This window comes from Bartonella vinsonii subsp. arupensis OK-94-513 (assembly GCF_000278235.1).
GTDB classification, from domain to species: domain Bacteria; phylum Pseudomonadota; class Alphaproteobacteria; order Rhizobiales; family Rhizobiaceae; genus Bartonella; species Bartonella arupensis.
In genome coordinates, this window is sequence record NZ_JH725037.1 from 240,487 (window position 1) to 256,239 (window position 15,753).

Genomic DNA, 15,753 nt, shown 5'->3' on the forward strand with positions numbered 1-15,753 from the left:
ATTTGTGGCTACAGTTGTCACATTTTGATTGGTGGTAAACAGCTGCGAACCATTCACTGCTTCAGTTGAATTTTCAGCAACATTCCCATTACCAACATTACGCAAAGAAACTGTGCCTTCCTCTGGATTTCCAAAAGTCACACTCTTCTTCTTAACTTCTTTACGAGCTGATCTGGTAAGGGTACTGACTTCTTCTGTATCTTCTTCTGTGTCGTAGAAAACTGCTACAGAACGCACGTCATTAATATCTTTAGTAAGCTTATGTACGTTTTCATCAAGTTGTGCTTTATTAACGGCTTCATCGTTTTGTTCTGCCGCCTTGAGGCCAGAAAGTATGCGACTCTTACTATCCTTATCGACAAGGCTAATTTTAGCATCATCTTTTTCTTTACCTATAGTAATAGTTTTTGTATCTTCGTCCCACTTAACAAGCTCATTACTTTTTTCAGCGTTAATCTCATTCTTAATATTCGTAAAAGAACTGCCAACATCAGCTAAAGCCTCAGCAACAGTATGATAGGTTGACTCAACTGTACTGCCATCGTTCTTGAACGTATTGATCTTGAAAGTGGGATCAGTCCACTTCCCATTCGTATATCCAGCTCCGCCACCAAAATATTGTGCCGCATGCTGAGCAACTGTTTTCAAATCATTGCTAACAGTAGTAACATTATTATTAGTCGTAAAAAGTTGTGATCCATTGACTGCTTGGTTTGAAGTTGCAGAGAGGTCCCCAGATTTAACGTCTTTTATCTCTTTATTTCCAGCAGAAATACCAGTGGTAGTTATTTTAGGACCATTGACAATCACTAAGCCTGTTGCATCTAAGGTGGTACCACCCCCCATTTTTGCACTACTCAGTGTCACGTCCTTGGCTAAATCGAATTTTACTTTATTGTCTTTATCGCCCTTTGTAATCTTAAGATTTTTACTTTCAGCGGAAAAATCTACACCACTATTCATAGGCACAGTTGTGCTATTTGCATTATCAACAGATAATTTCCAACCGTTTTTTCTTACAACGTCTTCTAAGTCTTTTAATTGTGCAATATTTACTGCATCAGTATCTTCAGTACCAGCTGCTACGCCTGTAATTTGGCGCGTTATATTCTTAGCATCATCACCAACGCTCACTATACCATGCGTACTTTTCCATTGCGCTTTGGTGTTTGTTGTAGGTCCCTTCAGACTAGGAGCATACCCCAAAACACCAGCATCCCTGCTCGCTATAGAATCGCTTCCTAGTGCAATACTATCTTTAGTCTTCGCGTTAGAATCGGCACCTATAGCGATACTCCCACCCCCATTTGCTTGTGAATAGAAGCCTACAGAAATAGCTTCAAGACCAGTTGCATATGCACGGTGACCAAGAGCAGTCGAGCCATACGCTAGAGCTTTAGAAACAGCACCGACAGCTGTTGTATACTTATCCCCTGCGGTTGTATAATCATTCTCTCCATGATCGCTCTCTTTATTATATTCACCACCTATTGCGACACTGCTTATACCTGTAGCGTGAGCCATGTTGCCCACGGCTATACTATCTTTTGCATCCGCAAATGAAAAAGAACCTACACCAACAGCATTTGAACCATTTGCACCTGAAGCGACACCAAAAGCAGATGCACTATCTCCTAAAGTCTGAGCACCATAACCTACAGCAGAAGAAAATTTACCTTTTGCTAACACTTGCCTCTCATCGTAAGAAGAACCTATTGCAATAGTGCCCACATTGGCAGCCTGTGCCTTGCTACCTATCGCAATAGAATCGTTCTCCAATGCATTAGCCAACGGGCCAAAAGCAATAGAACGCACACCTGAAGCCTCTGCCTTATAACCAATAGCATTCGCTTCCACACCCATAGCTTTAGCAATAGCTCCTAATGCCAATGAATGTTTACTACCCGCAGTTGTATAATCGTCCTTCCCGCTCTTTTCATTATATTCAGAACCGATTGCGACACTACTTATACCTTTAGCGCGAGCCATGTGTCCTATAGCAATGCCATCCATCTGCGATGTCTTAGCACGATGTCCAACAGCAATTGAGTAATCGCCTGCTGACTCTGTACGGCCCTCAGGGGGAATTGGATCAAAGTTCGTTCTACCTTCACCACCAATTGCGATACTTTTTAGGCCTATAGCGTGCGACAAATGACCTATAGCAACAGTTTGCTGTTCATCCACCTCAGCCTTATAACCAATGGCAACTGAGTCACCAGCTTTTACTGACACTTGATAACCAATAGCAATGACATCGCTACCACTAGCAAGATTTACAGAATCACCAATAACAACACTTGTTGCCGGCTGCAACCCAGATTGTTTCTGCCACGTCACGTTGTTTCCAATAATAACATCTTTATCGCTATCGCCTGGTATCCGCATATTATTACCAAAAGTGACATTCTTTGTATCTACACCACGTTGCATGCCATTCGTTGAAGCACTCCGTAAGAGATCAGATACATTAATAATACTTGGATTCTCATCACTCTGAGCAAACTGTTGGCCTCCATCACTTGCTGCCAAACGAGCCCTCAATGAGGTTGGATTATTATAAGATATGAGTGCTAGATCAGCTACAGGGGCAATCCTCCCCCCAAATCGAGAGTCCTCACTCACATTATTTGCCTGATTATTTGCCTGCAAACCTTCAGCGCTCGCTGTCACATCCACATTCATTACACCAGCATCTGCTAAACCAGATGTTGCTGCTCCTTCATTTACAGGTGCAGGCGAAGAAACTTCAGAAGATTTGGCTTTCTCATTTCCCTTAACACTCTTGGGTTTTACATCTCCAGCATTTACAGGAGAAATATTCGATAAGAATGCAACCATTATAGCCAACAACAGCATCTTAACGAAAGAAAAATGAGAATTTTTTAAATTTCTCACTGTTGTTTGTATGGCATATAATTTTTTCATAATAAATTCTCCAATGAAAAAAATAAGACACAAAAAAGACACATTTCTACGTTACCTTTTAAGGGAGTATGAGATTTTAGGCTATTATTCTTCTGGTGAGGTGTCATTTTGAGTCTCGTGGTGTGTATTTAAGAGGATCTAAGTAGGAAAATTGATTTAATAAATATTGCAAATGATCCGTTTAGAGTCTAATGGGCGTTTGTTGTATGTTTTATTGCTATGTTTCGTTTAAAGATTTAAGGCATTTCATTTTAGAATGATTAAGCTTTTAACAAATATAAAGAGTGATTTTTATGCGTTAATGGATTACTTTTTTGTTAAAAGAGAGTATTTTTTTTGTGATATTAAAGTGAAATACTCTGAAATCTAAGTAGAATTTGATTTCTTTAGCTATAATTTCTTTCTACTAAAATGAATATTAAAGCTGCATCGAAGTTTGGTGTTATTTTTTCTCTTTAAATTCATTACGCTTGCCCCCCTTTTGATATCGCTCACCCCATCAAGAGGCGTTTCTTTTAAACAAAATGAGTCTTAATAATATACTATTTGTACAGTTATGAAGTCTCAAATGAAATAGCAAGAAAAAAATGGGCTTGTTGTATAAATTCTATCATTATGGATTCTCGTGTGTTATTTTTTCAACAAAATCACATAATATTGTTCTGAAATCTCAGAATTTTCATCCTCGTTAAGTATCGTACTTGTTTATGTGTAACTTAAATATTGTTTAACAATAGTGATGCTGTGTAAGATTTTTTTAAAACCTTTGCCTTTTTAGTATCATCTCAATGCTATATGAAATCCATGCACATAAATCCCCAAATCTCCTAACTTCCATAAATTAAATTCTACCAAGAAAAATGCTCTTTTAGATGTATCATCCGCACCTAAAGAGTATGAGACTGGCAAAATATATTTGAACGCTCTTATCAGATATAAGGTTTATAATTTGTAAAGTTTAGAAGATTCATTTTGTGTATTTGAGAGGTAAAAGATACTGAATTTGAAAAAGGACTTGTTTTCTAGAAGGTTTTAAAGCGAAAAACGCGTGTATTAGTCGCTTTCTTATTTTGTAAAGTTAATTGTATCTTTTTGTAAAAATGGTTAATATTGCTTTAATTTAGCTTCTCATTCAAAAGAATCAAATGACCCAAAATGATTGCGTGATTTCTTGGGAAGTATTAGCTCCGCCTTTACAATGAATCTTATAAAGCGATACTAGCTACGGAATAATAGAAAAATAGCTAGGAAATGAACTTCCCTAACCCTGTTCATAAAAAGCATACTCCAACAGATCTTAAAGTGTGCTTTTTATGAGTAAAATTATGGAATATTCTTTTAGAAAATTTTGACTTTAAGTATCATTATCATCTATAAAATTTTCGCCCTTGCCTCATCAGACAAGGGCGAAAATTCTGTTAAATTCCTGTTTTTTTTTATTTTATTTTCAGAGTTATTGCACCACCTACGCCCCAATGACCACCAGCACTTGTTGCAGATATATTAGAGCGGATTTTTCCATTTTCAGATGTATAACCAGCACCAAGAGCAAAGGCAGATTGTCCACGCCATGCACCGCTACCAAATGAGACACTCAAAGATCCTGGATCGTCGAAGTAACGTAGGTTGGATACGGCTAAACCAACAGCTGCTGCTTGCCTTGCCTCTTTGCGGACGCTCTTAATGTCATAACTTAAAATATTAAACTTCATATCTGTATATTGGTTAGCTTGGTCAACGGCATTATCAATAGCATCAATAACGATATTATTCACCCGTTGATCTGTGTAATGCTTTGATTCATCAAGAACAATCTTCATCTGCTGCTCAGTATAATCATGCAGTTGCCCACCATTAATTGCCTCTTTCGAGCCTTTCTCAATACGACCATCAGCGAGATTATCAATCAGAACAGGTTCACTGGCATCACCACCTTTTAGAGTGATCTTATTGGTTTTCTTTCCGTCTGCAGTTTTGTCATAGTTAACAGCCCCATCGGAAAGATTATTAACCGTGTTCTCAATATTATCAACTCTGTCTTCAATATTAATAACCGTTTCACCAATATTCGTAACCGTAGCGGAAATATTATCAACCTTGTTTGTGATATGCTGAATATCTTTTTCAACGCCTGCAACACGTTCATTGGTCTTCCAAAGTTGTCCGCCATTGACCGCATCTTTTGAACCTTGTTCGATTTTACCGTCAGCTACATTGATAATTTTACTTGGCTTACCATCATGTTTAGCATCATAAGCTTGCTGCAAATCATTCCACTTTAAAGCATCGGAATCTACCTTGTCGATAACATGATCAATACGATCATTTATGCTTACCATATTGCTATTAACACCACCAAGTGCATCGGCAACATTATTGTAGCTTTTCTCAACAGTTGTACCATCAGCATTGAGTTGTGCAACTTTGAAATTAGGAGCCGTCCATTCCCCATCATTATAGCCAGCACCACCACCAAAATAGGCTGCAAGCTGGTTACTCATGCGATAGAGTTGATTACCCGTAATGGCATCTGTTGAACCATCAGCAATTCTACCATCTTTGACATTAAGAAGAGCTACCGGTCCAGTGCTGTTCTTACCCCCTAAGGTTACACGATTATAATCAACAACACCATCTTCACTTTTATCATAGAGAACCGCTGCCGCACTTGCGAGATTAATATCTTGAGAAATCTTCTCTATGCTTTTATCAAGTTGATCTTTGTTAACAGCTTCATCGCCTTTTTCTGCTTTTTTCACACCAGAAATAGTGCGTGCTACACCACCAACACCTGCAATATTGATCTCAGTCCCAGCTGTTTTTGCACCTATCGTGATAATCCCTGAAGCTCCTCCCTCTTGTTGCACAAGATTGCCCTTTTTCATTTCGGAAATCTTACCATCAAGGTTTGCAATAGAAATATTCACGCCAGTGAAAGCATCCGTTACATTATTATATTTTGTATCTTTAATAACGAAGGTTGGTTCTATACCAGCCGCTACATCTGTACTGCCACCAAAATAGTTCGATATATTTTCAGCAATCTTGAAAAGCTGTGAACCATTTACAGCATCGGTTGAATCTTCAGAAAGTGTGCCGTTTTTCACGCCAGAAATTGTACGAACATCACCATTCTTATTGACAATACTGATTTCAGTGCCAGCTGTTTCTTTACCAATCGTGATAAGAGAACTCTCTCCTTCTTGCTTGACAAGGCTATTTTTTGCCGCATTGGTAATATGATTAGAAATCTTCGTGATAGAATTACTCACACCAGTGAAAGCATCAGCAACATTATCATATTCCTCCTCAACAATAGCACCATCAGCATTCAATTCAGAAACCGTGAATGTAGGATCTGTCCATTCTTCATTCTCATACTGAGTACCTCCCCCCAAATAAGTAGCAAGCTTATTGTTCACAGAGTAGAGTTGTTTGCCGGTAATAGCATCGGTTGAATCGCTAGAAATCTCCCCATCCGCAAGAAACTTAATTTTGCTGTTTGTCTTTTCTTCTCCTGGTCCATGAAGAGCAACAAATGCCTGCTCATCATCACTCCACAATAAAGAGTCTTTAGAGACACCATCAATTTTCTGAGTAAACTCATTAACCACATTGTCTAAATGACTGTTCACATTTTTGACATTTGCATCAAGACCTGTCAAAGCAGAACCTACATCTTCAAAGGTTTTCTGCGTTACCTTACCATCAGCAGAAACAGTGGATAAATTATATTGTGGTCCGACAAATTTACCGTCCTGAAATGCAGCATTCCCACCAAAAGATTTTGCAATATCTCCGGATATTTTATTAATTTGGCTACCATTGATGGCATCATGCGAATCCTCAGCAATTCTGCCATCTTTGACATTAAGAAGAGCCACTGGTTCCGTAGTCTTATCACCCCCTAAAGTGATACTATTATAATTAACAGAATCATCGTCGTTTTTATCATAGAGAACTGCAAAAGCACTTGCTTGCTGAATATCGAAAACTTCCTTACCAAGATCAGTAACCGTAGCTGATATATTAGTAACCTTATTATCAATATGGGCAATTTCCTTTTCAACACCTGCAACACGATCATTCGTCTTCCAAAGCTGCCCACCATTTATAGCATCAGTTGAATCTTCATTAATATCGCCATTTTTCACGTTATGGAGCGCAACTGGTTCTTTGGTCTCCTCACCCCCTAAAGTGATACTATTATAATTAACAGAATTATCACTCTTTTTATCATAAAGGACAGCAAAACTATTTGCTTCTTTAATGACCTTAATCCTGTCTGTAATATCTGCAATTTCACCATCGAGTTGTTGTTTATTAACAGCTTCATCAGCATTAACTGCTGCTTTCACGCCAGAAATTGTACGAGCCTCACCTGATTTATTTGCAATATGAATCTCTGTGCCTTCTATTTCCTTACCGATAGTGATACGATTTGTCTCTGCTTCTTGCTTAACAAGGCTATTATTCTTAAAACTATCGGTAATATCTGCTATACTATCCTCAAGTTGTTTTTTATTAACAGCGTCATTATCTTCCTCTGCTGCTTTCACACCGGAAATTCTACGATCTTCACTATTCTTATTGGCAATATTGATTAGATCCCCACCTGTTGCCTTACCAATAGTGATAGTGCCTTCATTTTCTTCCTGCTTCACAAGGCTATTTTTTGCCGCATTGGTAATCTGATTAGAAATCTTCGTGATAGAATTATTAATACCCTCAAATGCAGATACAACAGTAGTATATTTAGAACCTTGAATGGTATAAGTTGGTCCAATACCATTAATCACATCTGCATCATCACCAAAAAAATCCGATACATTTTTAGCAATTTGAAAAAGCTGGTGACCATTTATTGCATCTGTTGAAGTAGAACTAATTTCCCCAATCTCAACGCCAGAAATAAGGCGCACCTTACCTTCATTATTTGCAATATTGATTTCAATACCATCCTTTTCAGCACCAATAGTGATCCGCTTCTGCGCGTCATCCCATTTAACAAGACTATTTTCTGCTACTTGGTTTTCTATTTCTTTCAGCTGTGCAACATTCACTGCATCAGTATCTCTATTTCCTTTTTCAAGTCCTGTAATCCTTTTATTGCCAGCATCAATACCATCAGGTGTTACCTCTGGACCTCCTTTCTCAAAATGAAAACCTTGATCATTCATAACGCTTTTTCCAGCAGTGACACTTGTCACATGAATATCATCTGCCAGACCAAATGTTACATTGTGATCGTTATCCCTTACAATCTTGATATTCTGTTTATTTTCACTGCCGGCTGCTTGTAAATTTACCATGCCATTTGGGCCAATAGCCATAGCATCTCCACTATTGATAGAAAGCTGCCAACTTGTTTTCGCTGCCTCTTTCACAGCGTTTAGCTGTGCAACATTCACTGCATCGGTATCTGCTGTCCCCGCTGCAACATCTGTAATCGTTTGATTGCCAGCATGAATACCCTGAGAAGTTATTGCTGGCCCTCCATTAGTAAATAGAAAGCCATCATCACTCAAAATGCTTTTTCCTGCAGTGACACTCGTCACTGTAATATTCTTGGCCAGATCAAACTTTACATTATTGCCTTTAACATCTTTTGTAACTGTAAGATTGTCACTTGCAGCCGATAAATCTACGGTATCTTTTATACCAATCGTTGTGGAATTTTCCCCTCCAACAGACAGATTCCAACCTTGATCTACGTACGATTCTAATGCTTTTACCTGTGCAACATTTGCGGCATCAGTGTCTGCAGTACCAGCTGCTACCCCTGTAATCTGACGCGTTTGACTATTTTTAGGATTACCAACACTTACCGCAGCTAGCGTACTCTTCCATTTCTCATTCTTTGATGGGCCATGCTCTAAAGGATCGTAACCAATAACACCAGCAGACGTATTAGCTACAGATCCGCTTCCAATAGCAACACCACCTTCTACAATCGCTCTTGCATTTGGACCAATAGCAATGGACTTCTCTTTTTGAGCTTGAGCATCATAACCCACAGCAATTGCATCTGATGCACTTGCAAGTGATTGGGTACCAAATGCCATACCATCAATGTCTGTTGCTTTTGCAAACCCACCAATAGCAATCGCACCTCTTCCTGATGCTTCTGACACAACCCCTATGGCAAGACTTGCTTGTCCTCCCGCAAGCGCAAAAACGCCAAAGGCTTGTGCCGCCCCAAGCTTTGCAGTAGCCCCCGCACCAAATGCTGTTGAATAATGCCCCGATGCGGAAGATCCACACCCCGTCGCAAAAGAATAAACGCCAAAAGCTTCAGGCATAACATTTGTAAGACCACCCGTTGCTCCTCCCATATACCCCCCGCTATTGGTTGTACCATCACCAGCCCAAACAATCTGACCTGTTGCCCAATTAAAAGGACTCTTGCCAGAAACCTCTTTGTTCAGAGAAATTATTTCATATGCTTCCTTTTCAGTAATTTGCTTATTAGTACCTTGATTCATGCCACCACGGCCAATAACATTAAACACACCACAGTAATCATTATCGCCAGCTAACACAATACTGCCATGGCTTCCCTTTGGGTAAGATACGTCGGTTCCATTTGTGCTCTGAACAGATTGTCCTGTTATCGCAAGATTTGCAGCAACGACAGGAGAAACACTCGACAAGAGTGTGGCTATAACAGTTCCCAATGAAACAGCTTTAATCAAATTTGGTGTTGAATATTTTTTCATAATTCCCCTCCCGATAATAACATATTTAAGACACAAAAAAGACGCCTACTCGTGTTGTAAGGCCTTCTTATTTTTTGCGTCTCCGTGCTTTTGCACTGTAAATAAAACAAGATATAAGCTGTTATTGCGACAGCACCTTTAAAGGGGAAGTAGAGGGCAGCTTGTGAAAGTCAAGCTGAGGAACATCAAAAAAACATATCTTATTACGAGAATAACGTTGGATTTTCTCTTAAAAAGAGCGCCTATTTTTTTGCTTTATCCTCTTTGAAATTGGTATAATTTTTGCGTCTCTTGATTTTAGGAGAACGCTTATTTTTCTCAAGCAAGATTTATTCAAAGTTTTTTTACTAAAATGCCCCTGCTTCATCAAAGCAGGGGCAAAAGCGTATTCAAGAAAACTATTTTCGCATCAATTCAGTGTCATGTTAAGTCCTGCACCAATACCCCAATGCCCACCTGAACTTGTAACCGATAAATTAGAACGAATATTTCCTTTTTCAGATGTATAACCAGCACCAAAAGCAAAAGCAGATTGACTACGCCATAAACCACTACCAAATGCGACACTTAATTTTCCAGGTGTATCGTTGTAGCGTAAGTTAGACACTGCCAACCCAATAGCTGCTGCTCGTCTTGCCTCTTTACGCACGTTTTCAATGTTGTAATTTAAAGCCTCAAACTTTATATTAGTGTAGTGGTTCGCCTGATTTACGGCATCATCAATTGCATCGACAACGATATTATTCACCCGTTGATCCGTATAGTGCTTCGATTCATCAAGAATGATTTTCATTTGCTGCTCAGTATAATCACGCAATTGTCCACCATTTACAGCTTCTTTCGAGCCTTTCTCAATCTTACCATCAGCTACATTATCAATCAGAACAGGTTCACTGGCATCACCACCAGCTAAAGTGATTTTATTGGTTTTCTTACCATTGTTATCTTTGTCATAGAGAACAACTCCGTCTGCAAGTTCACCAACCGTATTCTCAATATTATCAACTTTGTTTTCAATATTATAAACGTCTTTACCAAGATCGGTAACCGTAGTGGAAATATTGTCAACTCTGTTTGTGATATGCTTTATATCTTTTTCAACACCTGCGACACGTTCATTGGTCTGCCAAAGTTGTCCACCATTGACCGCATCTTTCGAATCTTTTTCAATCTTACCATCAGCTACATTGATAATTTTACTTGGCTGACCGGTATGACTAGCGTCATAGGCTTGTTGATCACTATTCCACTTTAAAGCATCAGAATCTACTTTGTTGATGACATCCTCAATACGATTGTTTATGTTGATCATACCGTTATTAACACCACCAAGTGCATCAGCAACATTATTGTAGCTTTTCTTTTCACCAACGCTACCATCAGCATTAAATTGAGAAATCGTGAAATTAGGAGCGTTCCATTTTCCATCCTTATAGCCCGCACCACCGCCGAAATAATTAGCCAACTGGGTGCTCATGAGATAGAGTTGATTACCTGTGATAGCATCCGTTGAGTTAGCAGCAATCTCTCCATCCAAAAGGAATTTCAACTTGCTGTTTGTCTTCTTTCCGTCTTTTTCATGACGTGCAACAAAAGCTTTATCCTCTTCGCTCCAAAGTAAAGCATCTTTAGAAAAATTATTAATTTTCTGACTAAAGTCATTGGCTACATTTGTTATGCGCGTATTCACACTATTGAAATTTGTATCAAGCCCTTTCAAAGCTGAGCCAACATCATAGTAGTTAATCTTTCCTACCTTACCATCTTCAAAAACAATAGATAAATTATATTTGGGTCTGACAAAAGCACCATCTTTAAATTTAGCACCTCCACCAAAGTATTGTGCTATATCTTGAGATATTTTGTTAATCTGGCTTCCATTGATCGCATCATGAGATTGCTCAGAAATCACACCATCTTTGACATTGCGCAAAGCGACTTGTTCTTTGCTTTTATTACCACCCAAAGTCACACTGTTATAATTGACAGAATTATCACTATTTTTATCATAGAGAACTGCAAAATCACTTACATTCTTGATATTGTTAATGTTGTTATTAATATCTGCAATACGATTATCAAGCTGCTTTTTATTAACGGCCTCATCATCTTGCTCTGCTGCTTTTACACTGGAAATTGTACGAGCTTCACCCGATTTGTTTGCAATACTAATTTTAGTACCACCTGTTGCTTTACCAACGGTGATAAGAGAATTCTCTCCTTCTTGCTTGACAAGGCTATTTTTTGCCGCATTGGTAATCTGATTAGAAATCTCTGTGATAGAAGTATTGACAGCACTAAAAGCAGAACCCACATCACTATAGTTATTGTTTTGAATCGTATAGGTTGGTGCTGTACCGTCAAATATATCTGCACCACCACCAAAATAATTCGATATATTTGTACTTATATCAGCAAAATCATTATCTAGCTCACTAATCTTTTGATTAGTTTCATAGAGCTGCGCTCCATTCACTGCCTCCGTTGAATCAGCAGTAATCTTTCCACCTGAAACACCAGAAATAATACGAACCCTGTTTTCATTATTCGCAATATTGATTAGACTGCCACCTTTTTCCTTACCAATAGTGATACGCTTCTGGTCTTCATCCCATTGAACAAGACTATTTTCTGTTATATTAGAAATTTGATTGTGGATCTTGGTGAAAGTGGTATTCACACCTTCAAATGCATCTGCAACATTATCATAGGATTTCTCAGAGGACGATCCGTCGTTGTCAATTTGAGAAATTGTGAAAGTAGGAGCTTGCCATTTGCCTTTCTCATACTTAGCGCCACCACCAAAATACTCAGCAATATCAAGAAATCCAACGGTTATTCTATGATCAACTGCAAAGACATTTTTATTCACTACATCCAAAGCTGTACCAACATCATGATATTTAATCAGAGCTACTGTACCATCTTCATCAATAGTTGTTAACTTATATTCTGGATTTGTAAAAACACCGTTCTTGAATTCCGTTTTTCCACCAAAAATTTTTGCAACACCTTTGGATATTTTATTAATTTGGCTACCATTTATCGCATCTGTTGAATCTTCAGTAATGTCACCATCCAAAAGGTAAGTAATTTTACTATCTCTTAATGCCTCTCCTTCTTGATGTTGCGCAACAAATGCCTGTTCTTTGTTGCTCCATAACAGAGCATCTTTAGAAAAATCATTAAACACATTACTAAAATCATTAACCACATTACTTAAGTGAGTATTCACACTTTTGACATTTGCATTAAGTCCTTTCAAAGCGGAACCAACGTCATAAAATTTAGTCTCTGCCACCTGACCATCTTCAACAATAAGAGATAAATTATATGTTGGTCCACGAAAGGTGCCATCATTGAACGAGGCTTCACCACCAAAAAATTTTGCCACATCTTGGGATATTTTATTAATCTGGCTACCATTCACTGCTTCAGTTGAAGATTCATCAATATCACCGTCCGAAACGCCGGAAATTGTACGAGTATCACCCGATTGGTTTGTAATATTAATTACATTACCACCTTTTTCCTTACCAATGGTGATAAGATTCCCCTTTTCAACCCATTGAACAAGGTTATTTCCTGCTATTTTATCTTCTATTTTTTTTAGCTGTCCAAAATTAACTGCATCGGTATCATCAGTTCCTTCTGCTACTTCTTTAATCTTTTTACTGCCAGCCTTAATACCCCCCATACCCATGCTTGGTCCACCAGTAATTACGAAACCATCACTACTCATAGTGCTTTGTCCCGTAGTGACGCTTGTTAACTTAAGAGCATCACTCAAAGCAAATTTGATCTTGTTATCATCGCCTTTGGTAATCTTTAAGTTGTCTTGTCCAGCTTCATTGTTATTTTGCACTGAAAAATCTACAGTATTGCCTGCTTTAACATCCGTAGGATTTTCATTATTAACAGAAAGTTTCCAACCTCCTGCTATTTGATCTTTTATTTCTTTCAGCTGTCCAAAATTAACTGCATCACCATTCTCAGTTCCTGCCATTACTCCTGTAATCTTTTTATTGCCAGCAGAAATACCATCACTCTTTACGCTTGGACCACCTGTAATCTCTAAGCCACTATCACTTAAAGAGCTTTTACCTGTAGTAACGCTCGTCAAATTAAGTTCATCACTTAAAGTAAATTTGACGTTATGCTTATTATTATTTTCCCCTTCCCTCTCTACCTTTATCTTTAAGTTGTCTTCTCCCACGCCGTTTTTTGTCACTGAAAAATCTACTGTATTGTCTCCATTAACAGCTGCAGAATCTCTATCGTTAACAGAAAGATTCCAGCTTCCTCCTGCTCCTTCTCCTGCTATGACATTTCTCAGAGCTTTTAACTGCGCCACATTGACAGCATCGGTATCTTCACTTCCCGCTGCAACATTTGTAATCTGTCGCGTTAACTTCTGGTTAGTATTACCGACACTAAAATCACCTCCAGTGCTTTTCCATGCAAGAGTATCCTTTTTTGTTGTAGCATTTGTTACAGGATCATAACCCAAAACACCACGCTCAACACGAGAAACAGATCCTCCACCCACAGCAACACCGTCTGTAACACGTACCTGTGCATTTATACCAACCGCAACTGAATGATCTGTCTCAGCAAAAGTATGGGAACCTATAGCAATTGAATTTTTACCTTTCGCTATTACTTCTCTGTCTTGCCCGTTTTCTGCAGGTTCCCCACCACCTATTGCAATAGAACCAAGAGCTTGCGCTTCAGCTTTCGATCCTATAGCAACCGTATACTCCTTACTTGCCTTGGTTTTGAGCCCTATTGCAACACTATTGTAACCAGATGCAGATGCTATATTACCAATAGCAACACTATTTATACCACTCCCTTCTGTATTGGAACCAATCGCAATCGCATCGTCCATCGTCGCTTGAGAATCCTCACCTATAGAAATGCTATTTTTACCAGAGGCTTTTGCAAGTCCACCCATAGCAACTGCAGACTTCCCTGATGCCTCTGAATCAACACCCATAGCAACACTTGCTATACCACTTGCAAGCGCAGAAACACCAAAGGCTTGCGCTCCACCCGCTTTTGCTGTCGCGCCTGCACCAAATACCGTTGAATAATTACCCGTCGCAGCAGATCCACAACCGGTAGCAAAAGAATAAATACCATACGCCTCAGGCATTGCATTCTGAAAACCACTCGTCAGCGCTCCCATATAACCACCGCTGGGGGTTGTAGTACTATTATTAGCCCAAGTAACCTTCTCAGTGGTCGTACCATAAGGATTGCGATTTCCAAATTCTTTATTGTCGACAAATCTATTATATTGCTCCTTTGCCGTTATGCGATTAGTCACCCCATCCTGTTGTTTTCCTCCACGTCCAACAACATTATCCACACCACAGTAATCATTATCACCAGCGAAGACAATACTACCATGACTCCCATAAGGATAAGGAACATCTGCACCACTCGAGTTTCGAATAAGGCCTCCTGTCGTAGAAACACCCGCAGCAAAAACAGGAGACACACTAGACAAAAGTGTCGCAATAACAGTCCCCAACGAAACCGCCTTAACCAAATTTGGTGTTGAATATTTTTTCATGATAAATCCCTCAATATAGAGCATACTGAAAGCCAAAACAAAGTTCAGCTTCGCCACAACAGGCAACAAAAAACACTTCGCAAAATCACGTTTGCGCACTAGAAAAATTTTAAAAAAGACAAAACCCACCCTCTCAACGCTCAGAATTCTCTCAGCATCGTCCCAAAAATTCTGAAAAGACATTGGATGTTAAAACACCCCCATCAATAAAGGGATTTAAATAAAAAATAGGTAATTTACTTGCAAACTATGCTATAACCTCCATCACGAACAGTATAATTCGCTTCTTATAAAACAGTCTTTCATTTTCAGATAAAGCGCATCAACAAAATGGCAAGAGTAGAAGAAAATAATTTTTCATGGATTTGCACAAATACACCGCTATAAATTGTAAAATATAAAGATAATCCTGCGATATAGTTCCATGAAACACATGAACACTACATAGAAATTTGTAGTGTTCAATCTTCTTTAGCAGATAAAATGTGGATAGTGTTTTCAAAAGCTAAAAGACGTGTAGAGGTA

2 protein-coding genes and 1 pseudogene are annotated in these 15,753 nt (G+C 38.7%); all 3 read right to left on the reverse strand.

All coding sequences use genetic code 11. The features are described 5' to 3' along the window. Window positions 1-2,928 (reverse strand): annotated as a pseudogene (locus ME1_RS08055) (hypothetical protein); the annotation flags it as partial. Between the two features lie 1,436 nt (window positions 2,929-4,364). Continuing rightward, window positions 4,365-9,647: a Vomp family autotransporter gene (locus tag ME1_RS01010; RefSeq protein ID WP_004862199.1), complete on the reverse strand. Its 5,283-nt coding sequence runs from the start codon at window positions 9,645-9,647 to the stop codon at window positions 4,365-4,367. A 409-nt stretch (window positions 9,648-10,056) separates the two neighbouring features. Next, a complete protein-coding gene (locus ME1_RS01015) occupies window positions 10,057-15,228 on the reverse strand; it encodes a Vomp family autotransporter (protein ID WP_035011669.1) in 5,172 nt (1,723 codons plus the stop codon). Between the last annotated feature and the right edge of the window lie 525 nt (window positions 15,229-15,753).

Bases quoted from the DNA above. Each gene is read 5' to 3' on its own strand.
- ME1_RS01010 (WP_004862199.1), bottom strand. From the start codon at position 9,647: ATGAAAAAATATTCAACACCAAATTTGATTAAAGCTGTTTCATTGGGA.
- ME1_RS01015 (WP_035011669.1), bottom strand. From the start codon at position 15,228: ATGAAAAAATATTCAACACCAAATTTGGTTAAGGCGGTTTCGTTGGGG.